At 73.2% G+C, this 21,125-nt stretch carries 18 protein-coding genes; 10 read left to right on the forward strand and 8 right to left on the reverse strand.

What is annotated here, in order from left to right:
- Positions 1-5 precede the first annotated feature (5 nt).
- The 8 genes from AB0G16_RS11265 to AB0G16_RS11300 all read left to right on the forward strand — a co-directional run bounded on the left by AB0G16_RS11265 (position 6) and on the right by AB0G16_RS11300 (position 10,367).
- Positions 6-182, forward strand: a complete 177-nt coding sequence (locus AB0G16_RS11265; protein WP_362802299.1) for an MbtH family NRPS accessory protein — start codon at positions 6-8, stop codon at positions 180-182.
- Between the two features lie 16 nt (positions 183-198).
- Complete coding sequence (locus AB0G16_RS11270) at positions 199-3,492, forward strand: amino acid adenylation domain-containing protein (RefSeq protein ID WP_362802302.1); 3,294 nt, start codon at positions 199-201, stop codon at positions 3,490-3,492.
- The gene (locus tag AB0G16_RS11275) at positions 3,492-4,391 is read left to right on the forward strand and encodes an alpha/beta fold hydrolase (RefSeq protein WP_362802305.1); all 900 of its coding nucleotides are present in this window, start codon (positions 3,492-3,494) and stop codon (positions 4,389-4,391) included. The genes AB0G16_RS11270 and AB0G16_RS11275 overlap by 1 nt, the downstream gene beginning before the upstream one ends.
- Complete coding sequence (locus AB0G16_RS11280) at positions 4,388-5,524, forward strand: acyl-CoA dehydrogenase family protein (RefSeq protein WP_362802307.1); 1,137 nt, start codon at positions 4,388-4,390, stop codon at positions 5,522-5,524. Before AB0G16_RS11275 ends, AB0G16_RS11280 begins: the two co-directional genes overlap by 4 nt.
- A complete protein-coding gene (locus AB0G16_RS11285; protein WP_362802310.1) occupies positions 5,521-6,510 on the forward strand; it encodes an acyl-CoA dehydrogenase family protein in 990 nt (329 codons plus the stop codon). The genes AB0G16_RS11280 and AB0G16_RS11285 overlap by 4 nt, the downstream gene beginning before the upstream one ends.
- 177 nt (positions 6,511-6,687) lie before the next feature.
- A complete protein-coding gene (locus AB0G16_RS11290; protein WP_362802313.1) occupies positions 6,688-8,148 on the forward strand; it encodes an aspartate kinase in 1,461 nt (486 codons plus the stop codon).
- Positions 8,149-8,150: 2 nt separating this feature from the next.
- Positions 8,151-9,584, forward strand: a complete 1,434-nt coding sequence (locus tag AB0G16_RS11295; RefSeq protein WP_362802316.1) for an MFS transporter — start codon at positions 8,151-8,153, stop codon at positions 9,582-9,584.
- Positions 9,585-9,776: 192 nt separating this feature from the next.
- Entirely contained in the window at positions 9,777-10,367 is a 591-nt protein-coding gene (locus tag AB0G16_RS11300; protein WP_362802319.1) for an ABATE domain-containing protein, read from the forward strand.
- A gap of 212 nt (positions 10,368-10,579) precedes the next feature.
- Here the strand turns inward: AB0G16_RS11300 and AB0G16_RS11305 are convergent, their stop codons facing one another.
- A complete protein-coding gene (locus tag AB0G16_RS11305; protein WP_362802322.1) occupies positions 10,580-11,062 on the reverse strand; it encodes a DUF2000 domain-containing protein in 483 nt (160 codons plus the stop codon).
- 115 nt (positions 11,063-11,177) lie between these two features.
- Here AB0G16_RS11305 and AB0G16_RS11310 point away from each other — a divergent pair, with 115 nt between their 5' ends.
- On the forward strand, positions 11,178-11,708 hold the full coding sequence (locus AB0G16_RS11310) for an Lrp/AsnC family transcriptional regulator (protein WP_362802325.1): 531 nt from the start codon (positions 11,178-11,180) through the stop codon (positions 11,706-11,708).
- A 68-nt stretch (positions 11,709-11,776) separates the two neighbouring features.
- Here the strand turns inward: AB0G16_RS11310 and AB0G16_RS11315 are convergent, their stop codons facing one another.
- From AB0G16_RS11315 to edd, 6 genes are all read right to left on the reverse strand, one after another.
- Entirely contained in the window at positions 11,777-12,133 is a 357-nt protein-coding gene (locus AB0G16_RS11315; RefSeq protein WP_362802328.1) for a cupin, read from the reverse strand.
- A 66-nt stretch (positions 12,134-12,199) separates the two neighbouring features.
- Entirely contained in the window at positions 12,200-12,820 is a 621-nt protein-coding gene (locus AB0G16_RS11320; protein WP_362802331.1) for an ATP-binding protein, read from the reverse strand.
- A gap of 472 nt (positions 12,821-13,292) precedes the next feature.
- Entirely contained in the window at positions 13,293-14,603 is a 1,311-nt protein-coding gene (locus AB0G16_RS11325) for a TIGR03118 family protein (protein ID WP_362802334.1), read from the reverse strand.
- 350 nt (positions 14,604-14,953) lie between these two features.
- On the reverse strand, positions 14,954-15,565 hold the full coding sequence (gene eda / locus AB0G16_RS11330) for a bifunctional 4-hydroxy-2-oxoglutarate aldolase/2-dehydro-3-deoxy-phosphogluconate aldolase (protein WP_362802337.1): 612 nt from the start codon (positions 15,563-15,565) through the stop codon (positions 14,954-14,956).
- Positions 15,562-16,518 carry a glucokinase gene (locus AB0G16_RS11335; protein ID WP_362802340.1) on the reverse strand — a complete coding sequence of 319 codons (957 nt, stop codon included), beginning with the start codon at positions 16,516-16,518 and terminating at the stop codon, positions 15,562-15,564. The genes eda and AB0G16_RS11335 overlap by 4 nt, the downstream gene beginning before the upstream one ends.
- The gene (edd, locus tag AB0G16_RS11340) at positions 16,515-18,413 is read right to left on the reverse strand and encodes a phosphogluconate dehydratase (RefSeq protein ID WP_362802343.1); all 1,899 of its coding nucleotides are present in this window, start codon (positions 18,411-18,413) and stop codon (positions 16,515-16,517) included. The genes AB0G16_RS11335 and edd overlap by 4 nt, the downstream gene beginning before the upstream one ends.
- 229 nt (positions 18,414-18,642) lie before the next feature.
- On the opposite strand from edd, the gene AB0G16_RS11345 reads away from it, so the two are divergent.
- Complete coding sequence (locus AB0G16_RS11345) at positions 18,643-19,845, forward strand: ROK family protein (RefSeq protein ID WP_362802346.1); 1,203 nt, start codon at positions 18,643-18,645, stop codon at positions 19,843-19,845.
- A gap of 107 nt (positions 19,846-19,952) precedes the next feature.
- Here the strand turns inward: AB0G16_RS11345 and egtD are convergent, their stop codons facing one another.
- Positions 19,953-20,927 (reverse strand): L-histidine N(alpha)-methyltransferase, encoded by a 975-nt coding sequence (egtD, locus tag AB0G16_RS11350; protein WP_362802735.1) that lies wholly within the window; start codon positions 20,925-20,927, stop codon positions 19,953-19,955.
- Positions 20,928-21,125: the final 198 nt, after the last annotated feature.

A 21,125-nucleotide genomic window follows, 5' to 3' on the forward strand; every position in this document is an offset into this window, starting at 1 on the left:
GCGTCATGGAAGAGAAGTTCACCGTGGTGATCAACCACGAGGAGCAGTACTCGATCTGGCCCGCCGGCCGCGACATCCCGGCCGGCTGGCGCGAGGCCGGGTTCGAGGGCGGCAAGAGCGAGTGCCTGGACCACATCGCGCAGGTGTGGACCGATCTGCGACCGCTGAGCGTGCGACGCTGAAGGAGAGGAAGGGATCATGGCAACCCCCGAGGGACGTGACGTCGCCGACATCAGGCGTGCCCTGCTGGAGAGGAAGGTCCGCCAGCGCGTGGCGGAGAAGGCCGAGCGGGAACGGATCGTCGCCGTCCCGCGCACCGACAAGATGGCCATCGCCGAGCAGCAGCGATTCCTGTGGTTCCTGCACCAGATGGTCGCGGGGGCACCGGTCTACAACGTGCCGTTCGCGATGCGCCTGCGCGGGAAGCTCGACATGGACGCCCTCTCGAAGGCGCTGCGCGGGATCGTCGCACGGCACGAGAGCCTGCGCACCCGGTTCGGCGACGAGCACGGCGTGCCGTTCCAGGTGGTCGACCCGCCGCCCGAGACGTGGGAACTGCCGGTGGCCGACGGGACCGAGGACTCCGTCCAGGAGTGGATCGACGCCCAGGTGCGCGAGGAGTTCGACCTGCGCAACAAGCCGCCGTACAGGTTCGCCGTGCTGCGCCTGGGGCCCGAGGACCACGTGCTGTCCATCGTGTGGCACCACATCGTCATCGACGGATGGTCCTCGCGCCAGTTCGCCGAGGAGCTGACCGCCCGCTACACCGACCCGAGCGGCTCGGACTTCCCCGAGCTGGACCTCCAGCCCGTCGACTTCGCGGCATGGCAGCGGCTCTGGCTGCTGAGTGAGGACCCGGCCAGGCAGATCGACTACTGGCGCTCCACGCTGGAGGGGATGGAACCGCTGGAGTGGCGCGCCGACCACCAGCGCCCGTCGGCGCCCACCGGGGCCGGCCGCATCCACGAGACCCGCCTGCCCGACGACCTCGCGCGGGGGATCCGCGAGCTGGCCCAGGCCGAGGGGATCTCCCTGCTCGCCCTGACGATGGCCGGGTACCAGGTCGTGCTGAACCGCTACACCGGCCAGCAGGACATCGCGCTCGGATCGGTCCTGTCGGGGCGGACGCGCTCGGAGACCGAGCCCATGATGGGGTTCTTCGCCAACACGGTGGTGGTCCGCGGCAACCTCGAGGGCGACCCGGTCTTCCGTGACCTGGCCCGGTCCGTCAACGACACCATCATCGAGGCGATGGCCCACCAGGACGTGCCGTTCGGCCGGCTGGTGGAGGAACTCAGCCCGGAGCGGCTGCCGGGGCGCAACCCGATCGTCGCGCACCTGTTCACGCTGCTGCCCGAGCAGATGATCGCGCGCTGGAGCCTGCCCGGCGTGGACGTCGAGATGCTGACCCCGCAACCGGAGACGACCAGGTTCGACCTCACGTTCCAGATCAACGACCTGCCGGACGGCGGCCTGGGCGTGTGGATCGAGTACTCCTCCGAGCTGTTCGACCAGGAGAGCGTCGAGCGCCTGGTGCGGCACTTCACGACCGTCATGACCGACGCGCTGTCCAGGCCGGACGCCCGGGTGGAGTCGCTGGACCTCATGTCCGACGACGAGTACCTGCGCGTGCTCACCGAATGGAACCCCGAGCCCGGTGAGCTCGACGAGCGCCTGCTGCACGAGGTGGTCGCGGCGCGCGTGGCCGAGGCCCCCGACGCGGTCGCTATGCGTTTCGCCGGGGAGGACCTCACCTACGCGCAACTGGACGAGCGGTCCAACCGGCTGGCGCACGCGCTCGTCGAGGAGTTCAAGGTGGCGCCGGGAAGCGTGGTCGGGGTGCTGGTCGAGCGCGGCTTCGACCTGCCGGCCGCCGAGCTCGGCGTGCTCAAGGCGGGCGGGGCGTGGCTGCCGCTCGACCCGCAGTACCCGGCGGAGCGGCTGGCCTACCAGCTCGGCGACGCCGACGTGACGGCGGTCGTGACGACGTCGGATCTCGCCGACCTCCTGCCCGCGGAGACGGCGCGGATCCTGCTGGACACCGACGCGCTCGACAAGCGGGAGACCACGCCGCCCTCGGCGCAGGTGAGCCGCGAGGACACCGCCTACGTCATCTACACCTCGGGCTCGACCGGCACCCCCAAGGGCGTCATGGTCCCCCACCGGGCGGTGGTGAACTTCTGCACCACCTTCCAGCGGATGTTCTCGGTGACGCCGGACGACCGGATCCTGCAGTTCTCCAACCCCGCCTTCGACGTGAGCGTGTCGGACGTCTTCTCGACGCTGACCGCGGGCGGGACCATCGTGGGCGCGCCGCGCTCGGAGCTGCTCGACCCGGAGGCGCTGCAGGAGCTGCTGGCCCGCGAGCGGGTGACGATGGTGGACATCCCTCCCGCGGTGCTGGGACTGCTCGACCCGTCCTCCCTGGACGACCTGAGGGTGTGCTTCATCGGCATGGAGCCCTTCGGCCCCGACCTGGTCAACCGGTGGAGCAAGCCGGGACGCGAGTTCCACAACGGGTACGGCCCGACCGAGGTCACCGTGACGTGCGTGGACTACCTGTGCCCGCCGGAGCCGCTGGAGGGGACGCCGCCGATCGGCCGGGCGATGTCCAACCAGCGCGCCTACGTCCTGGACAAGAGACTGCGGCCCGTGCCGGTCGGCGTGCCCGGGGAGCTGTTCATGGCGGGCGCCGGCCTGGCCGTCGGCTACCTCGGCCGGGCGGACCAGACCGCCGAGAAGTTCCTGCCCGACCCGTTCTCCGCCACCCCCGGCGAGCGCATGTACGCCACCGGTGACCTGGCGCGCTGGAACACCGAGGGCAACCTGGAGTTCCTGGGCCGGGCCGACCGCCAGGTGAAGCTGCGCGGGCTGCGCGTGGAGCTCGGCGAGATCGAGCACGCCATCGAGAGCTTCGAGGGCGTGCGGCAGTGCGTCGTGACCGTGCGCGACGCGAACACGACGTCGGCGTGGCTGGCCGCCTACGTGGTCGGCGAGTTCGAGCAGGACGCGCTGCGCGAGCACCTGGCCGGGCGCCTGCCCCTGCACATGGTGCCCAACGACTACGTGCCGCTGGAGTCGCTCCCGCTGACCTCCACCGGGAAGGTGGACCACGCGAAGCTGCCCGACCCTCGTCCCGAGGGCGGCGTGGCGCAGGTCGAGCTGACCACCGAGACGCAGCGGCGGGTGGCCGAGATCTGGCAGAGCCTGCTGAGCCTCGACCCCGGCAGCGTCGGCGCCCAGGACAACTTCTTCGTCCTCGGCGGCAACTCCCTGCAGGTGACCCAGATGATCTCGCGGGTGCGTGACGCCTTCCAGGTGACGCTCGACCCGCGGCGGCTGTTCAGCTACCCGCTGCTCGGCCAGTTCGCCGCCCAGATCGACGACGCGCAGCGCGCGCTGCTGGGCGACGACGAGGTGGCGCAGCTCGAGGCCCAGGTCGCCGATCTGTCCGAGGAGGAACTCGACCGGCTCCTGAGGGAGTCGAACTGATGGGTGCTCCGCGCCCCTCCACCGTGGAGGAGAAACGAGACGCGCTGCTGCGGCTCAGGTTACGGCGCAGACGGGAGGAGGCCCTCGCCGGGAGGGCCTCCTCCGCCCCGCCGGAGGAGCGGCGGCCGCGCCCCGATCGGCACGCGGTGTCCCCGCTGGTGCCGCTCGCCCACGCGGGCACGAAGCCGCCGCTGTTCCTGGTGCACGCGGCGGGCGGGTCGGTGGCGCCCTACGTCACGCTGGCCGCGCTGCTGGGCGGCGACCGGCCCGTCTACGCGCTGGAGGACCCGGGCCTGCACGGCGGCGCGACCGAGGGCCGGGGGCTGCCCGACCTCGCGGCCACCTACCTGGCCGCGGTCCGCGAGGTCCAGCCCGGCGGGCCGCTGCACCTGGGCGGCTGGTCGGTCGGCGGGGCGGTGGCGCTCGACATGGCGCGCCAGGACGGCGACGTCGCGCTGACGTTCGTGCTCGACACCGCCCTCCCGGACGGACCGTCCGATCCCGGCGACGACGAGCTGCGGGCGTGGTTCGCCGCCGACGTCGCGGCGATGGGCGCGGAGCCGGACGACGCCGAGGTGGCCGAGCGGTTCCCGGTGTTCGCCGCGAACGTGCGCGGGCTCCTGGCCTTCCGCCCCTCGCGGGTGAACGGCCGGGTGGTGCTGCTGTGGGCCGGGGACACCGGGGACAGCGGGGACACCGGGGACACCGACAACGCCGCGGACACCGACAGCGCCGCGGACGCCGGGAACGCGGACCTCGCGATGCTCGGCAGATGGCGTGCCTACGCCGACGAGATCCGGACGGTGCCGGGCGACCACTACACCATGCTCCAACCAGCACACGCCCGCGCTCTCGCGGACGTGATGCGCGACAGACTAAGCGAGGTGAGTGTCCGATGATGCCGGCCTTCACCCCGGAGCAGGAGAGCTTCCGGGAAGAGGTGTGCAAGCTGTTGTGCGAGGACGCGGTGAGCGCGGAGATCGCACGGTCCCGGCGGATGCCGTACGGGCAGGAGAGCGGCCTGCTCGACGTGCACCGGCGGCTGGGCAAGCTCGGCTGGCTCGCGATCAACTGGCCCGAGCGCTACGGCGGGACGGGCGCCACGATCGTGGAGAAGGCGATCCTCACCGAGGAGATGATCCGCCACGGCATCCCGGAGAACGTGCACTCGCTGGGCATCGACATCGTCGGGAACGCCATCCACCTGTTCGGCACGCCCGAGCAGAAGGAACGGTTCCTGCCCGGCCTCGCGCGCGGCGAGATCACGGCCAACGTGCTGTTCAGCGAGCCGGACGTCGGATCCGACCTGGCGTCGCTGACCACGCGCGCCGAGCCGGACGGCGACGGCTGGCGCCTGTACGGCCGGAAGATCTACAACATGAAGGCCCAGCACAGCGACTTCGCGCTGTGCGCGGCCCGCACGTCGACCGGCCCGGTGAACTTCTCCGGCATCACGCTCTTCCTGGTACCGCTGCAGAGCGTGGGCACGGTCATCGAGCCGGTGTGGAACCTGTCCGAGGAGCGGTTCGACCTGGTGACGCTCGACGGCATCCGGATCGGGCCCGAGGACGTGCTGGGCGAGGTCGACGACGGATGGCAGGTGCTGGGCAAGGTGCTCCCGCTGGAGCGCACCGGGCTGGACCACTCCGCCAAGGCGGAGCGCACGCTGGCCGCGCTGCGCGAGCACGCGCCGCCCGGGTGCGAGGAGCGGCTGGTCGAGCTGGAGACGCGGGTGCGCGCGGCGCGGCTGCTGGCCTGGCGGTGCATCACCAACCTGCACGAGGGGCGGCCCGACGAGGTGCACTCGGCGACCGCCAAGTGGTACACGTCCGAGACGGCCAAGGAGGTGTCGCTGGCGGCGGTCGAACTGCTCGGGTCGCGGGCGCTGCTGGACGCGCGCGACCCCGAGGCGCTCGCCGAGGGCGTCTTCGACGCCGCGTTCCGGGAGGCCCCGGGCCTCACCCTCGCCCAGGGCTCCTCGGAGATCATGCTCTTCTTCGTCGCGACATCGAAACTGGGGTTGCCCTCATGACCACAACGGAGACCACAAAGGAGACCACGGACGGCACCACGGACGGCACCGCGGCGTTCGCCGACTTCTTCGACGGGGACCTGGCGCCGCTGGTACGGCGGATGACCGATCGGCCCCGCGCGGAGGACGGGGACGACGACGACGGTCGCGAGACCCGCGCGATGGTGTGGGAGGGGCTGGTCGGGCTCGGCGCGCTGGAGACCTCCGGCACCGTGCGGCTGGCCGAGATCCTGGGATCGGTGCTGTACCAGGGGCCGCTGCTCGACACCCTCACCGCGCGGGAGCTGTTCGGGGACGGCGACATCGGCCGGGCGCCGGTGGCGCTGGCGGTCGCGGACGAGCCGTTGCCCGACCGGGACGGTGCGATCACCGCGCGGCGGGCCTTCGTCGGGCACGCGGCGGAGGTCGACCACTTCGTCGTGGGCGGGCTCGGCGACTCCGGGCCGCGCCTGGCGCTCGTGCGCGCCGATCATCCGTCGATCACGACGCGGCGCCACGAGGAGACGAGCCGGGGCGAGGCGTACCAGGTCGAGTTCGAGGGAACGCCCGCGGTCGCCTGGGCCGACTCCTCCACCGGGTGGGAGGCGGCGCTGGCCGGCGCGCGCGTGCGCCAGGCGGCGTACCTGGTGGGCCTGGCCCAGGCGGCCCTCGACCACGCCGTCGAGTACGCCAGGACGCGCCGCCAGTTCGGCCAGCCCATCGGCAAGTTCCAGGCCCTGGCCTTCCGGCTCAGCGAGCTGTCGATGCACATCGACGCGACGCGCCTGCTGGTGCACGACCGCGACGCGGCCGCGCACGCGGCGGCCAACCTCGCGGCGGCCTCGGACCTGGCCCGGACCGTCACGACGCGGACCATGCAGGTCCACGGGGCCGCGGGCATGTGCGCCGACAACGACGCGCAGCTCTACTACAGGTGGGCGGCGGCCGAATCGGTACGGCTCGGCACGCCGTTCCGGCTACGGCGCGAAAGCCTGGAAGCGCGCTGACGGAAGCCGCGGCGGGAGAGCCGGAAGCCGCGGAGCGAAAGCCGGGAGGCGTGGCGGGAAGGCCGGAGGCGCGGCGCGGAGCCTGGGCGACGCGTCGCGCGCCGGCCGGCCGGGCCGAGAGACCGGCCCGGCACGCCTGGACCCCTCTCGAGGAACGATGTGGCGCAGGAGTGAACGATGAACCTGGTGGTACAGAAGTACGGCGGAACATCACTGGGTGACGTGAGCAAGATCAGTCACGCAGCGCAGCGCATAGCCGCCGCGAACGGATCCGTGGTCGCCGTGGTGTCCGCGATGGGCGACACCACCGACGCCATGCTCGAACTGGCACGCGACCTCACCGACAACCCACACGCCCGGGAACTGGACATCCTGCTCAGTACCGGTGAACAGGCCTCGGCGGCCGCGCTCGCCATGGCGCTGCACGAACTGGGCGTGCCCGCCCGCTCGTTCAACGCCCGCGACGGCGGCATCATCACCGACGGGGTGCACGGCCAGGCGCGCATCGTCAACGTCAACCCCGAGCTGATCCGCGAATGCCTCCGGACCGGCTACGTCCCGGTGGTGACCGGCTTCCAGGGCATCTCCGCCGAGAACGGCGAGCTGACCACCCTGAGCCGGGGCGGCTCCGACACCACCGCCGTCGCCCTGGCCGCGGCGCTACGGGCCGAGGTGTGCGAGATACTCACCGACGTCGAGGGCGTGTTCACCGCCGATCCGCGGCACGTCGCCGAAGCCCGCAAGCTGGACCACCTCTCCTACGAGGACATGGCCGAGCTGGCCGCGAGCGGCGCCACCGTGCTCGCCCACTCCAGCGTCCAGTACGCCAGCGCCCACCGGGTCCCCCTCCACATCCGGTCCAGCACGACCGAGGCGGCCGGCACCTGGGTGACCGCCTCACGCCCGGCCGCCCCGCAGGACGGCGAGCGGTTCACCGCCGTCGGCGTCGCCCACCGGACGGGCCGGCTCCGCTGCCGGCTCGACGGGGTCGACCCCACCGCCCTGACCACGATCACCACCACGCTGGCCGATCTCCCGCTGCCCGTGGACATGCTCGACGACCCCGCCGCCGACGAGCCCGTCACCGGCGACCCCGTCACCGGCGACCCCGTCACCGGCGACCCCGTCACCGGCGACCCCGCCACCGGCGGCCGCTCCCTGCGGTTCACCGTGAAGGCCGCCGACCGGGAACGGGTCGACCCGGTGCTCTCCGGCCTGCGCGCGGCCGGCGCCTTCGACGGGTGCCACTGGTCCGGCCCCCTGGGGAAGGTGTCGCTGGTGGGCCGCGGGTTCCACGCCCACCACCCCCAGGTGCGACTCCTGCCGGACGCGCTCAGGGCCCACGGCGTCACGGTGGGGGACATGACGGTCCGCGCCCGGCGGATCTCCGTCACCTGCGCCGAACGCGACGTGCTCGGCGCCGTGGCACGGCTCCACCGGATGTTCCTCGCCGCCGACACCCCCGCGGATCCGCGCCCCCGCGCGGGCCACCCGTCACGCGGAACGCCCTACGCCCGCGCCGAGGCCTCGGTAGGGTCGGGCGAGATCAGGGAGGCGACCGCACCGGGACCGGCCCAACCTCATCTGCCTGGAATCTCCGGTCCACTGGTCGGCAGAAGCGAAAGGCAGGTGCAATGAGGATGACATCGTCACAAACGACCGGAAGGACTGAGAACAAATTTCAGTCCCGGCAGTTCTGGCAGCTCACCGTGATCTGCGGCACCCAGTTCCTGGTCGCCGTCGACTATTCGATCATCAACGTCGCCGCCCCGAGCATCCGCGAGGGCCTGGACTTCGGCTCCGGGGGCGACATCGCCTGGGTGCTGTCCGCCTACCCGCTCACCTTCTGCGGCTTCCTCCTCCTCGGGGGAAGGGTCGCCGATCTCTTCGGAAGGAAGCGCGTGTTCATCTGGAGCCTGGTCGGCTTCGCCCTCGCCTCGCTCCTCGCGGGCCTGGCCTGGTCACCGGCCTCGCTCATCGCGGGCCGCGCCCTGCAGGGGGTCGCCGCCGCGTTCATCGCCCCGGCGGGCCTGGGGCTGCTCCAGGCGGCCATCCCCGAGGGGCCGCAACGCGAACGCGCCCTCGGCGTCTACGGGGCGGCGCTGTCGGCGGGGTTCGTCTCCGGCATGGTGCTCGGAGGTGTCCTCACCGAGTACGCCGGGTGGAGGTCCGTCTTCCTGATCAACGTGCCGATCGCCGTGATCGGCTGCCTGCTCGCGAGGATCCACCTCGACGAGAGCCGGGACACGGGCGCGTCCCGCAACCTCGACCTCGTCGGCGTCGCGCTGGCGACGACGGGCATGGTCGCCCTGGTGTTCGCCCTGACCGAAGGGGAGAAGTACGGCTGGACGTCGGCCCCGATCCTGCTCTCCGCCGGGATCGCGCTGCCGGCCGTCGCCCTGTTCGTCTGGGTGGAGTCCCGCAAGGCCGATGCCCTGGTGCCGATCTCCATCTTCCGCACGGCCGCCATCGGCGCGGCCAACCTGGTCACCGTCCTGCTGATCTGCTCCTACGGTGGGATGCTGTTCATCCTCACCCTCTACCTGCAGACACACCTCGGCCTGGGCGCGCTCGCGACCGGCCTGGCCTTCGCCCTCTCGGGCGCGATCGCGGTCGTCACCGGGATCTACGCGGGAAAGCTCGTCGAGCGCTTCGGGCTGTACCGCGTCCTCCTCTGCGGAATCGTCATCGAGACGATCGGCATCGTGGTCATGGTGGGCCTGCCGGAGGGACACGGGCTCACCCTCGTCCTGATCGGCACCTCGGTGAACGCCTTCGGTCACATCCTCGCCCTGATCACGACGAGCATCGCCGGCACGAACGGCGCCGACGAGGGGCGGCGGGCCACGGCCGGCGCGCTCATCAACGCCTCGCAGCAGCTCGGGCTGGCCGTGGGCGTGGGAGTCGTGACGTCGGTGGCCGCCCACTTCGCCGGAGACCTCGCCGGATCCGGCGCCCTGCTGGAGGGCTGGCGCTGGGCCCTGTGGTGCTCGGTCGGGTTCGCCGCCGTGGCGATCGTCGTGACCGTCCTCCTGCGCGGGCGTTTCAGGGGAGAGGCCGCGCAGGGCACGTGACCGCCGCCCCGCGCGGTGGCCCCACGCCACGCCGGCGATCGCCCGGCCCGGACCGCGCGGTGATCCGCCCCGTCCGGGCCGCGCGGTGATCCACGCGGCCGGGGTCGCGCGGTGATCCGCTCGTCCCGGGCCGTGCGGCGGGCCGGCTCCGGCCAACGGCTCAAACCATATAGACTCAGTACAATGGTTACTTTGACCTCCCGTGTCCGGCCGCCCTGGATGGACGCCCACTTCATCGGCGGTCATCCGGTCCTGGACCTCGTGAACACCGTCTTCGACCGCGCGCTCCCGGCCGAGGACGCCGATCTGCTGAGCACCCCCGCGGACGTCCTGACCTGGTGCGCGTCCGCCGGGCTGTTCGAGGAGCCGCCCTCCTTGACGGAGGCGTCCGCGGACGGCCTCGTACCGGAGGTCCGGGCCGTCCGCGAGCAGGCGTGGGCCGTGTTCGGAGCGATCACCGGCGGCGAGGCGGTGCCGGCCGCGCCCTTCGGGGCGCTCCTGCAGCGGGCCGGGAAGGGGATGCGGGCCGGGCGGGTCCGGCAGATGAATCCCGCGCTCGACCGCTACACCGCCGACTGGGCGGCGCCCGGGGCGATTCCCGCGGCACTGTCGTTGCTGGTGGTCCAGGCGGTGTTCACCCTGCCGCACGACCGGGTCAGGGCCTGCGGGCGATGCGGCTGGTTGTTCCTGGACTCCTCGCGGGGCGGGCGCCGCCGCTGGTGCAGCATGAGCGTCTGCGGGAACCGCGAGAAGGCGCGCCGCCACCGCCAGGCGTACAACTGAGCCGGTGAGGACGGCCGGGCAGGCCGCGCCCGGCGGCCGGTTCCGCCGCTCGGTCACGCCGTCGGCGACCTCGCCGGCGACGGTGGAGTGATCCGCCTGCCCCCTCGGCCCCCATCGGCGGCGTCCTGCCGATCGGGACTCGCACCGGAAACCACTGGTTCCCCGAAGGCATCTCCGGCCGGTACCGATCCACTCCTGTGTCGTGCGGGGTCCTAACGCAGCAGGGGGAGCCGGCCGGTGAGGCGTTCCACGGTCGCCCGGGGGCCCAGCAGGCCGACCGCGTAGTAGGTGAGATCCGCGCCGCCGGTACGGGCCAGCCCGGCCAGGTACTCGTCGTAGACGTTGGTCCGCTGCGCGATGGCCGCCATGTCGGTGACGAAGAGCTCCGCCTCCTCGGCCGCGTCGTCGCGGATCCTGCGGATCTCCCCGGCGGGGGCGGCCAGCACCGTGCACCCGATCCACGGCAGGCCGGCGTGGGCGCGGCCCGAGGCGTCACCGCCGTCCGGGCCCAGGATCGCCGGCACGGCCCGTCCGGTGGACGCGGCCAGGCAGGCGGCGGCGTTGGCCTGCAGGCCACGCGGCAGATCCTGGTCGATCACGATGACCCACTTCACCGGAAGCCTCCGGGTGGGCAGGTCGGTCCGGCGTTCGAGATCGCCGGCCCAGCCGGCCGGAGCGGTCGTCCCCACACTCATCCTCGTCATCCTCTCTCCGAACTTCTGAGAGGACAGTCGCAGCTCTTCCGTACCTCTCACAACTCGATCGAGGTCATTCCGAATTAAGTTCAGGAATTTCTGGGAAGATGGGCTCGTGGACGAATGTGACACGGCCATTCTGGCCGAGCTGCAGCGCGACGGCCGTCAGACCAACCGCGAGCTGGCCGAGCGGATCGGCATCGCGCCCTCGACCTGCCTGGAGCGGGTCCGGTCGCTGCGGGCCAGGGGGGTGATCGAGGGTTTCCACGCCGAGGTCGACCTCGCCGCCATCGGCCGGCCGGTCCAGGCTCTGATCAACGTCCGGCTGCACCCCAAGGTCCGCGAGGCGGTGGAGGCCTTCCGCGACCACGTCACCGCGCTTCCGGAGACCCTCGCGGTCTTCGTGGTCTCCGGCGGCGACGACTTCATCGTCCAGGTGGCCGTGCGCGACACCGGGCACCTGCGCGACTTCGTCCTCGACCACGTCTCCCGGCACCGCAACATCGCCGACGTGCGCACCTCGCTGGTCTACGACCACATCCGCAAGACCTCGGTCGAGGTGTTCCCCCCGGGGCGGCCGAGCCCGCCGAGGACGACCCGCCCCGCCCCGGGTCCCCGCCCGCCTGACGACGGGCGGGGACGGTGAGGCCGGGTGGCGCCGGTCGGGCGGTGAGACCGGCCGGGGACGGCGGGCGGTGAGGCCCGCCGGCGACGTCAGACGGTGATGTTGACGACGCTGGTGAGGATGACCACGGAGTCCTCGTCGGCCTCCAGCGAGTGCCGTCGCTGCGGGATCGGGGCGGCCTGCCCCGCGCCGAGCGCGGTCCCCTGACCGGCCTCCCGGCCGGAGCCGTCGGCCGGCACGCCGTCGACGAGCCGCACCCGTCCCGACAGGACGTGCAGGCTCGCGGCCGGCGGGGCGTCGTGCTCGCCGAGGGCGGTGCCCGCGGTCAGCGCGATGACCGCCTGACGGAGCGTGCCCTCGTCGAGGTAGGTGTGGGCGCTACGGCCGTGCGCGCTCTGCCGTGCCAGGGAGAGGTGCTCCTCGGCGAGAGCCGTTACGTCGATCATGTGGTCTCCTCCCGGTCGTTCTGCCGTCCCCCGGGACGGCGGGGCGCAGAATCGTATGTGGACGACTCAGCGGTCCCGCGAGGCGGGGGGCCGCTCGTCGAAGCGGATCGCCCGGAGCATATCCGCATCCGGGCGGCCCAGGACGGTCACACCGGCCGCCGGCGGGACCGCGCCGTCGCGGGCCTGGTCCATGAGCACCCGCCAGCGGCGGCAGTGCCGGGCGAAGGTCGCGTCCGTGACGACCCGGCCACGGGCGAGCTGCCCCGCCCTGGCCGTCGCCGGATCCACGTCGAGCAGGATCAGGTGGACCTCGCCGCCGACCCTGCGGGCCAGCCAGGCGAAGCCGTACAGGATGTGCGGCCAGGTGCCGCGGGTGTGCGCCACGACGCCGTGCCCGCCGAGCAGGGCGCGGGCGATCCGCACCACGTGGGTGGTGTGCACGATCGGGACGCGGGCCCTGGGGGGGAGCGGGCCCAGGTAGCGGTCCCACCACTTGCGTGACTGGCGCGAGTCGATGACCCGGGCCTCACCCGCCCGCACCGGCTCGCTCTCGTCGCCGCTGAGCCCGTACAGCCGGTCGAGCAGGGTGCTCTTGCCCGCCCCCGGGATGCCCGCGAGGAGCACCAGCGACCCCGCCGGGTAGTGCAGCTCCCCGTCCGGGGGCCGGCCTGCCGGTGTGGTGGCCATCACGTGCACCTCACGGAGATGGGGAGTTTCGCTCGTCACGCTTCGGGCGCCCTTCCAGTGGCGGACACGGACACGCCGCGGGGAGACGCGGCGCCGGGCCGGGGGAAGCACCGGGCAGGCGGCGCCCGGAAGCGGGGAGGGACGGTCGGCGGTCATGCTCGCACCTCGAATGCGCTCGTCATCCGAGGTCTCCTTCACCCGCATCGTCGCGGGCGACCGTCCGGGGACGTTGTAGAACGTCCGTACTGACCGGGCCGATTCTTGGGAAGTACTCCCCTCGCTGGTTCAAGGTTAAAGGAAACCAGGCACCGGCGTGGTCATCGAGGGCTTCGGGCCCGGAAACGCGCCGCGGCGCCGGCACCCCGCCGAGGGGCCCGCGGACCGGCCCTGGGGCCGGGTCTCGCGGATCCGTGGTGCGGGGGTGCCGGCGCCGCCGGGCAGGTATCGGGCGCTCGCGCCCGTCCGCGGTCGGTCAGTAGCCGTACCCGGAACCGCCGGAGTCACCGCGACCACCCGAGTTGTTCGAACCACCGGAGGTGTTGGAGTTGCCGGAGTTGTGGGAGCTCGGGTGCGAGGACGCCGGCGACGGCGAGGCGTTGGGCGGGGACGAGGAGCCACCGGCGCCGGCGGGCCTGATCAGGCCGAGCAGGCCGTGCGTGCCGCCGTCGCTGCCCGCGCTGAACCAGAGCGCGTTCGTGCCGCCGACGGCCGCGGTGCCCGGCTCCAGGTCCCACAGGCCGCCCAGCGTGACGGGCCTGCCGTCGGCGGAGCGCAGCGGGCCGAGCGGGCGGCCGTTGCGCGGGTCGTAGGCGTTGATCCGGCCGTCGCCGAAGTTGCCCACGAGCAGCGCCCCGGAGTGGGCGCCGAAGCCCTTCGGGGCCAGCGTCATCGCCCAGGGCGCGTTGAGGGCCCCGCGCGCGGCGAAACGGCCGACGAACCGGCCCGAGCCGTTGAACTGGCTGACGAACCCCTTGCCCCGCCCGGCCACCGACTTGCCGGTCCCTGGGTCGCGCTTGGCGTACGCCACGAGGATCGAACGGCCCACGACCTCCACGTTGAACGGGGCGTAGTCCTCGGGAAGTCCGGGGTCGCGGAACGCGTCGCGGCCCATCGGGATCCGGTCGAAGTCGCCGTCGAAGACGTGCACCCGGTCGCCGGCGAAGTCGGCGGCCAGCAGCATCGCTCCCCGGTCGGTCCGGGCCAGGGCCAGCCCCTTGAAGTCGGCGCCCTTGACGAACGCGCCGATGATCGCGTCGTCGGGGTCGGCCTCGGCGTTCCAGCCGGTGATCGCGCCGCTGGGGCTGGCGAAGATGAAGGTCGCCGGTCCCGAGCCGCCCGGGCCCTTGACGACGAACTCCTCGCCCGTGTTGACGACCTGTCCGGTGGGCCTGCCACCGGGGACGCGGACCCGGGTCTTCTCCTGCCTCACGCCGCCGGCGCCGCCGGAGTAGACGGTGGCCAGCCCGGTGCCGGTGGCCGAGACCCACAGGGTCTTGCCCATCGCCAGGCCCCACGGGTTGACCAGGGTGGCGTCGGTGATCGCGGCCCGTCCGCCGACGTCCGAGACGAGGTTGGTGACGGAGAAACGGCTCCGCGTGAGCGCCGCGCCGACCTCCGTCCGGCCGGTTCCGGCCGTGGCCCGCCCCGCGTCGGCCTTCGCCGCGCCGGCCTTGGCCGGTGTCTGTCTCGCTCCGTCCTGCGCCTGCCCTGCCCCGGCCGACGCCGTACCGGCGACGCCCATGACCAGGACCGTGGCGCAGATCGTGACGATGCGTACTCGCATGCATGGCTCCTCTGTGAGGGAGTGCCTTTCGCCGCGAGATACGCGCGGGGCCCGCGCCGGGTTCAGCCCGCCCGGCGGCGGCGGTGAACGCCGGGGGCCGTGAGGGGCCGGCGGGGAGCCGCGGAGGGCGGGAGGCATGGGAGCCGCGGGGGGAAGGAGGGCGGCCCGCGACCGCCGGGTGGGGCGGCCGCGGGCCGGATCCATGAGCTGCTCACCGGGTCACGGTGACTCATGGCCGCGAGCGGGCCAAGGGAGGACAGGCACGCCCACGGGGACCGTGGTCCGGCACGGGGTCCGGGGTGGGAACGGGGTCCGGGGTGGGAACGGAGGAGGGAAGGGCGGGGGAGCGGCTAGCGCAGGGCGGCGGCCTCGGCGGCCAGCTTCTCGACGCGGGCGTAGTCGCCCGAGGCGAGCGCGTCGGCCGGGGTGAGCCAGGTCCCCCCGACGCAGCCGACGTTCGCCAGCGCCAGGTAGGCGGAGGCGGTGTCGGGCCTGATGCCGCCCGTCGGGCAGAACCTGATGTGCGGCAGCGGCCCGCCGAGCGCCTTGAGGTACGGCAGGCCGCCGGCCGCCTCGGCGGGGAAGAACTTCATCTCGCTCACCCCCCGGTCGGCCAGCGCCATGGCCTCGGAGGCGGTCGCCACGCCCGGCAGGAACGGCACCCCGCAGGACTCCATGGCGTCGACCAGGCCGGGGGTGGTCCCCGGGCTGACCAGGAAGCGGGAACCGGCCGACACGGCGGCGGCCACGTCGGCCGCGGTGCGGATCGTGCCCGCGCCGATCACCGCGTCGGGGACCTCGGCGGCGATGCGCCCGATCGCCTCCAGCGCCGCGTCGGTGCGCAGGGTGACCTCGATGACCGGCAGGCCGCCCGCCACCAGGGCACGGGCCAGGGGGACCGCGGTCTCCACGTCGTCGATGACGACGACCGGGACGACGGGGGCGATGTCGAGCAGGCTCATGCGTACTCCATGTCTGACAGGCGTTGGTCCAGCCACGCCGCCGCGCCGGCCAGGGCGGGCTGGGGGGCCACGATCAGCGTCGTGGCGATGCCGGAGAGGTAGTCGTTCAGGGTGGGGGTCGCCTCGAACCGGCGGCGGAAGTCGCTGGAGCGGACCCGGTCCACGATACGCGGCAGCACCCCGCCGCCCAGGTAGACGCCGCCCCTGGCGCCCAGGGTCAGGGCGACGTTCCCGGCGAAGGTGCCGAGCATCGCGCAGAAGACCTCGACGGTCTCGGCGCAGAGCGAGTCGTCCGTCCGGGCGACGATCTCGGCGGCCGTCAGCCGGGGCGCGCCCGTCCCGCGCACCAGCGCCAGCCCCCGGTGCAGCCGGGACAGGCCGGGGCCGGACAGCAGGTGCTCGGCGACCACGTGCTCCAGGCCGTCCGCGCGCAGGGCACGGACGATCTCGTGGTCGCGCTCGTCCAGGACCGGCGCGCTGACGTGCCCGCCCTCCCCGGGGATCGGCACCCAGCCTCCGGCCGAGGGCACCAGGCCGCCCACGCCGAGCCCCGTCCCGGGCCCGAGCACCGCCTTGACGCCGTCGCCGGGTTCCGGGCCGCCCAGGCCGGCCAGGTCCTCGCCGCCCAGGTACGGCAGGGACGCGGCCAGGGCCTCGAAGTCGTTGAGCAGCCAGGCGTGGGGGATGCCCAGGTCACGCACCGACCCCGTCCATCCGGCGTTGGTGAGCCGGTAACGGTCTCCCTCCACGGGCCCCGCGATCGCGACGCACGCGGCTCCCGGCCGAACTCCGCCCGCATGATCTGCGATATAGGCGGCTACGGCTCCGGGTAGGCCGTCGTGTTCCGCGCCCGCGAGCACGGCCACCGCCTCGGGCCGGCCACCGGGTTCGGTGATCAGCCCGAAGCGGGCGTTGGTGCCGCCGATGTCGGCGACGAGCCAGGGGAGGGTCATGGGGTCGCGCCCGAGACGGTCGCGGGGCGGTCGGCCTCCAGGGCCGCCATGGCCTCGGCGTGGCCGTTCAGGGCGAAGACGCTCGCGCCGCGCTCGGCCGGTCCGGCGGCGCGGCGGAAGGCGCCGAACAGCTCGCGGCCGGTGCCGACCCAGCGGGCGTCGTCGAGCGGCGCGCCCAGCGTCGGCCGGGCGGCCAGCTCCGCGGCGGGCACCAGCAGCTCCAGGGTGCCGGCGGCGGCGTCGAGGCGGATCGGGTCGCCGTCCATCACCCGCGCGATCGGGCCGCCGTCGGCGGCCTCGGGCGAGAGGTGGATGGCGGCCGGGACCTTGCCGGACGCGCCGGACATGCGGCCGTCGGTGACGATCGCCACCCGCTGGCCGCGGTCCAGCAGCACCGCCATCGGCGGGGTGAGCTTGTGCAGCTCGGGCATGCCGTTGGCGCTGGGCCCCTGGTAGCGGATGACCGCCACGAAGTCCTGCCCGTCCAGCTCGCCCGCGTCGAAGGCGCGCAGCAGCTCCAACTGGTCGTCGAAGACCTTGGCCGGGGCCTCGATGACGAGGTGCTCGTCCTTGACGGCGGAGACCTTGGTGACCGCGCGGCCCAGGTTGCCGTCGAGCATGTGGATGCCGCCGTCGGCGGAGAACGCCTCGGCGACCGGCCGCAGCACGTCCGGGTCGGTGCTGCCCTCGGTGCGCTCCTGCCAGACGAGCTCGCCGTCCTTGAGCTCCACGGCCGAGCGGTAGTGGTCCAGCCCGCGCCCGGCGATCGTCAGCACGTCGCCGTGGAGCAGACCGGCGTCGAGCAGCTCGGCGATGAGGACCTGCATGCCGCCCGCGGCCTGGAAGTGGTTCACGTCGGCCTGGCCGTTGGGGTACATGCGGGTCAGCAGCGGAACGGCCTTCGACAGGGCCGACAGGTCGTCCCAGAGCAGCTCGATGCCGGCCGCCGCGGCGATGGCGACGATGTGCATGGTGTGGTTGGTGGAGCCGCCGGTGGCCAGCAGCGCCACGCAGGCGTTGACGATCGCCTTCTCGTCGACGACCTCGCCGACCGGGGTGTACTCGTCGCCGTGCGCGGTCAGCTCGACCGCCCGCCTGCCCGCCGCCCGGGTCAGGGCCTCGCGCAGCTCGGTGCGCGGGTTGACGAACGTGGCGCCCGGCAGGTGCAGGCCCATGACCTCGATCATGACCTGGTTGGAGTTGGCGGTGCCGTAGAAGGTGCAGGTGCCGGGGGAGTGGTAGGACCTCGCCTCGGCGTCGAGCAGCTCGTCCTTGCCGACCTTGCCCTCGGCGAAGAGCTGCCGGGTGCGGGCCTTGACCTTGTTCGGCAGGCCGGAGGTCATCGGCCCGGCGGGCACGAACACCGCGGGCAGGTGGCCGAAGTGCAGGGCGCCGATCAGCAGACCGGGAACGATCTTGTCGCAGACGCCGAGCAGGAGGGAGGCGTCGAACATGTCGTGCGAGAGCGCGATCGCCGTGGACATCGCGATCACCTCGCGGCTGTAGAGCGACAGCTCCATGCCGGCCCGGCCCTGGGTGATGCCGTCGCACATCGCGGGCACGCCGCCGGCGAACTGCGCGACGCCGCCCGCCCGGCGCACGGCGTCCTTGAGGATCGCCGGGTAGGCCTCGTACGGCTGGTGCGCCGAGAGCATGTCGTTGTAGCTGGACACGATCGCCACGCCCGGCTTGACGTTCGCCCGCAGGTCGCGCTTGTCGGCCTCGCCGACCCCGGCGAAGCCGTGGGCCAGGTTGGCGCAGCCCAGGCTCGCCCTGGCCGGCCCGCGGCGGCGGGCCGCCTCGGCCTCGGCGTGCAGCCTGGCCAGGTACGCGGTGCGGCTGGGGCGGCTGCGCTCGGTCAGGCGGTCGGTGACCTCCTGGATCACGGGGTGCATCCGGTGTCCTCCGTCGCGGTCGTGATGGAGGTCACCTGTGCCGCCGAAGACGATCAGGTCTGCGGGTCGCGGGGTCTCGGACATGGGGACGCTCTCCACGGTGATCTACCGGAATCTGGATAGATCGGACAGTAGCCAGACCTTGCGCTCTCCGCAAGCGGAGTTTTGTAATTCGAGATAAGAAAGTACGAAGGTTTCATTTACTAAGTGGGTGTGATTCACTTGGCCGATGCCTCGAAGTCCCGCTGCCGCGCTGGCCACCAGCGGTGAGGTGCTGCGCCTCATCCGCTCCGGCGAGGCCGTCACGCGCTCCGACATAGGGCGGGTCACCGGCCTGTCCCGGCCCGCCGTGTCGCTGCGCGTGACCGAGCTGATCGAGCGGAACCTGGTGGTGGAGGACAGCGAGGGCCCCTCCACCGGAGGCCGCCCGCCGACCCGCCTGGCCTTCAACGCCTCCGGCGGGGTCGTGCTGGTCGGCTCCCTGGGGGCCAGCCGCGCCCAGATCGCGGTCTGTGACCTCGGCGGCCGGGTGCTGGCCTCCGCCGGGCTCGCGGTGGACGTGGAGGAGGGCCCCGACGTCGTCCTCCCCCTGGTCATGCGGACCTGGAGCGAACTGCTGGACGACCGTCCGGACGCACCGGTCCGCGGCGTCGGCCTGGGCGTCCCGGCCACCGTGGAGTTCGCGGCCGGCCGCACCGAGAGCACCCGGATCATGGCGAGCTGGACCGGTGTGGCCGTCCCGCCGATCATCGCCGAGCGCTTCCCCGTCCCGGTCTTCCTCGACAACGACGTGAACGTCATCGCGATCGGCGAGCACCGCGAGGTCTACGCCGGCCAGGCCGACGACCTGCTGTTCATCAAGGTCTCCACCCGGATCGGCTCCGGCGTCATCGCCGGCGGCGAGATCCTGCGCGGCGCGCTGGGCGCCGCCGGGGAGATCGGGCACATCCCGGTCCGCGACGGCGGGGGAGTGCTCTGCCGCTGCGGCAACATCGACTGCGTCGACTCGGTCGCCAGCGGTACCGCGATCCTGCGCGACCTGCGCGCCCTGGGGTACGAGGTCAGGACCCTCGACGACGTGGTCGGCCTGGTCCGGTCGGGCGACGCCCAGACGATGACCGTGGTGCGCAACGCCGCCCGGATGCTCGGGGAGGTCGTCGCCAGCGCGGTCAACCTGCTCAACCCCTCCGTGGTCGTCCTGGGCGGCGACGTGGCCGAGACCTTCCAGCCACTGGTGTCGGGGGTCCGCGAGGTGGTCCACCGCCGCTCGACCGCCCTGGCCACCCGCAACCTGCGCATCGAGCGCAGCCGCCTGGGCCCGGAGGCCGGGATCGTCGGCTGCGCCCACATGGTCCTGGACCACATCCTGTCGCCCGAGGCCGTCGACGCGGCCTGGCGGCGGACCGCCCGGCCGATCCGCTCCCTCGCCTGACGCCCGACGCCCGACGCCCGACGCCCGACGCCTGACGCCTGACGCCCGACGTCCGATGCCCGGCGTCGGGCCAGGCGCCGGACGTCCGCGTCGGGACGGCGCCCCGGTCAGGCGCGGGCCAGGACGAGGGCGAAGTCGCCGGTCGGGTCGGTGTAGTGGCACTCCATCCGGAACCCGGCCGCGGTGAGCTCCCGCCGCAGGCCGCCGAGACGGAACTTCGCGCTGATCTCGGTGCGCATCTCCTCCCCGGCCGCGAAGGAGACCCGCAGGCCGAGGGCGGCGATCGGCACGCGCATGGCGCGGCTCGCGCGCAGCCGCATCTCGACCCACTCCCGCCGCTCGTCGTAGAGCGCGACGTGCTCGAAGGCCTCCGGCTCGAAGCCGGCGCCCAGCTCCCTGTTGATCACGCGCAGGACGTTCCGGTTGAAGGCCGCGGTCACCCCCGCGGTGTCGTCGTACGCCGCGACCAGCCGCCGGGGGTCCTTGACCAGGTCGGCGCCGAGCAGGAGGGTGTCGCCGGGGCAGAGCGTGGCGCGCAGGGCCCTCAGGAAAGCCCCGCGCGGCTCCGGGGCGAGGTTGCCGACGGTGCCGCCGAGAAAGGCCACCATCCGCCGTCCCGTCCGGGGCAGCAGCGCCAGGTGCGTCTCGAAGTCGGCGCAGACCGCCCGCACGACCAGGCCCCGGTAGCGGGAGGCGAACCGCCGCGCCGCGTCGCCCAGGGTCACCGCGTCGACGTCCACCGGCGTGTAGGCGCGCAGCGTGCCCCTGGCCGAGAGGGCGTCCAGCAGCAGCACGGTCTTCTCCCCGGTCCCCGAGCCGAGCTCGACCAGGGTGTCGGCGCCGCTGCGCACGGCGATGTCGAGCGCCTGCCTGCGCAGGATGGCCACCTCGCGGCGGGTGGGGTAGTACTCCGGCAACCGGGTGATCCTGGAGAAGAGCTCGCTGCCGGCCTCGTCGTAGAACCACTTGGGCGGTAACCACTTGGGCGTGGCCGCCATCCCGGTGCGGACGTCGCGTCCGAGGGCGTGGCGCAGGTGCTCGCGGCCGAGATGATCGATCAGCTGTACGGGTGCCTGGCTGATGGACACGGTGCCTCCCGGGTCTGTGGGCCGCGTCCCGCTCGCGGGTCCGCGGCCGTGTCGCTCTGGTGTGGCGGAACCGCTCTCCTCCCGGCCGGATCGGTCGCCCCCGTTCGCCCGGGGACGTTCACGCTCGGTCGCCCCCGTTCGCCCGGGGACGTTCACGCTCGGTCGCCCCGGTTCGCCCGGGGACGTTCACGG

Source organism: Streptosporangium sp. NPDC023615 (genome assembly GCF_040640155.1).
Classification (GTDB): domain Bacteria; phylum Actinomycetota; class Actinomycetes; order Streptosporangiales; family Streptosporangiaceae; genus Streptosporangium.

What these genes read in the sequence shown, in the direction of transcription:
- AB0G16_RS11335 (WP_362802340.1), bottom strand. Translation starts at nt 16,518, where the DNA reads ATGACCCTCCCCTGGCTCGTCGCCGACATCGGCGGCACCAACGCCCGC.
- AB0G16_RS11295 (WP_362802316.1), top strand. Translation starts at nt 8,151, where the DNA reads ATGACATCGTCACAAACGACCGGAAGGACTGAGAACAAATTTCAGTCC.
- AB0G16_RS11280 (WP_362802307.1), top strand. Translation starts at nt 4,388, where the DNA reads ATGATGCCGGCCTTCACCCCGGAGCAGGAGAGCTTCCGGGAAGAGGTG.
- AB0G16_RS11305 (WP_362802322.1), bottom strand. Translation starts at nt 11,062, where the DNA reads ATGAGTGTGGGGACGACCGCTCCGGCCGGCTGGGCCGGCGATCTCGAA.
- edd (WP_362802343.1), bottom strand. Translation starts at nt 18,413, where the DNA reads ATGCACCCCGTGATCCAGGAGGTCACCGACCGCCTGACCGAGCGCAGC.
- AB0G16_RS11265 (WP_362802299.1), top strand. Translation starts at nt 6, where the DNA reads ATGGAAGAGAAGTTCACCGTGGTGATCAACCACGAGGAGCAGTACTCG.
- AB0G16_RS11290 (WP_362802313.1), top strand. Translation starts at nt 6,688, where the DNA reads ATGAACCTGGTGGTACAGAAGTACGGCGGAACATCACTGGGTGACGTG.
- AB0G16_RS11325 (WP_362802334.1), bottom strand. Translation starts at nt 14,603, where the DNA reads ATGCGAGTACGCATCGTCACGATCTGCGCCACGGTCCTGGTCATGGGC.
- AB0G16_RS11285 (WP_362802310.1), top strand. Translation starts at nt 5,521, where the DNA reads ATGACCACAACGGAGACCACAAAGGAGACCACGGACGGCACCACGGAC.
- AB0G16_RS11270 (WP_362802302.1), top strand. Translation starts at nt 199, where the DNA reads ATGGCAACCCCCGAGGGACGTGACGTCGCCGACATCAGGCGTGCCCTG.
- AB0G16_RS11320 (WP_362802331.1), bottom strand. Translation starts at nt 12,820, where the DNA reads ATGGCCACCACACCGGCAGGCCGGCCCCCGGACGGGGAGCTGCACTAC.
- AB0G16_RS11345 (WP_362802346.1), top strand. Translation starts at nt 18,643, where the DNA reads ATGCCTCGAAGTCCCGCTGCCGCGCTGGCCACCAGCGGTGAGGTGCTG.
- AB0G16_RS11315 (WP_362802328.1), bottom strand. Translation starts at nt 12,133, where the DNA reads ATGATCGACGTAACGGCTCTCGCCGAGGAGCACCTCTCCCTGGCACGG.
- eda (WP_362802337.1), bottom strand. Translation starts at nt 15,565, where the DNA reads ATGAGCCTGCTCGACATCGCCCCCGTCGTCCCGGTCGTCGTCATCGAC.
- AB0G16_RS11275 (WP_362802305.1), top strand. Translation starts at nt 3,492, where the DNA reads ATGGGTGCTCCGCGCCCCTCCACCGTGGAGGAGAAACGAGACGCGCTG.